The 798-nt window shown below is 37.6% G+C and carries 1 protein-coding gene; it reads left to right on the top strand.

Annotated features, from left to right (window positions below):
- Positions 1 to 188 precede the first annotated feature (188 nt).
- Positions 189 to 659, top strand: coding sequence for an IS200/IS605 family transposase (tnpA, locus tag LJE11_RS19190; protein WP_118408900.1), 471 nt, complete (start codon positions 189 to 191; stop codon positions 657 to 659).
- The last annotated feature ends 139 nt before the right edge of the window (positions 660 to 798 follow it).

Raw genomic sequence — 798 nt, 5'->3', positions numbered from 1 at the left:
TTGTTAGGGCAAAGCCCTGTTTGCCATTGTGGAGTTTTTCGCTGATCCGAAAAACGGAGCTTTGGAAAACAAATAAACCACCTGCTATGCAGGTGAGTCAGCATTGCTTCAGCTTACAGAAAAAAACCTCCGGTGGTATAATTAATGTAGGTTCGCCAACCGCACTAATATACACAGGAGGTATCCATATGGATAATAATAGTTTATCACATACAAAGTGGAATTGTAAGTATCATATTGTTTTTGCACCAAAATATAGAAGAAAAGTAGCATATGGAAAAATTAAACAGGATATAGCAGATATTTTGAGTATGTTATGCAAAAGAAAAGGTGTAAAAATTATTGAAGCAGAGATATGTCCAGATCATGTACACATGTTAGTAGAAATTCCGCCAAGCATAAGTGTATCGTATTTTGTAGGGTACTTAAAAGGAAAGAGTACATTAATGATATTCGAAAGACATGCAAATCTGAAGTACAAATATGGAAACAGACATTTCTGGTGTCGCGGATATTATGTAGATACGGTAGGGAAAAATGCAAAGAAAATACAGGAATATATAGCAAATCAGTTACAGGATGATCTGGAATATGATCAAATGACACTGAAAGAGTATATTGACCCGTTTACGGGTGAGCCAGTAAAACGTAACAAATAAAGATAAGCCCGAAAGGGCTTTGTAGGTAAATGATGTTGCGCTTGGCGAACCTATTTCGATGAGTCTTTAGACTCCAGTGCCGGTAATAGACCCTTATAGGGTCAAAGCAAACCACCGGCTAAGCCGGTGGTCGTGATTT

The sequence above is a fragment of the Blautia sp. DFI.1.216 genome (assembly GCF_020594215.1).
GTDB classification, from domain to species: domain Bacteria; phylum Bacillota; class Clostridia; order Lachnospirales; family Lachnospiraceae; genus Blautia_A; species Blautia_A wexlerae.
This window is presented reverse-complemented; position numbering and strand designations above follow the sequence as displayed.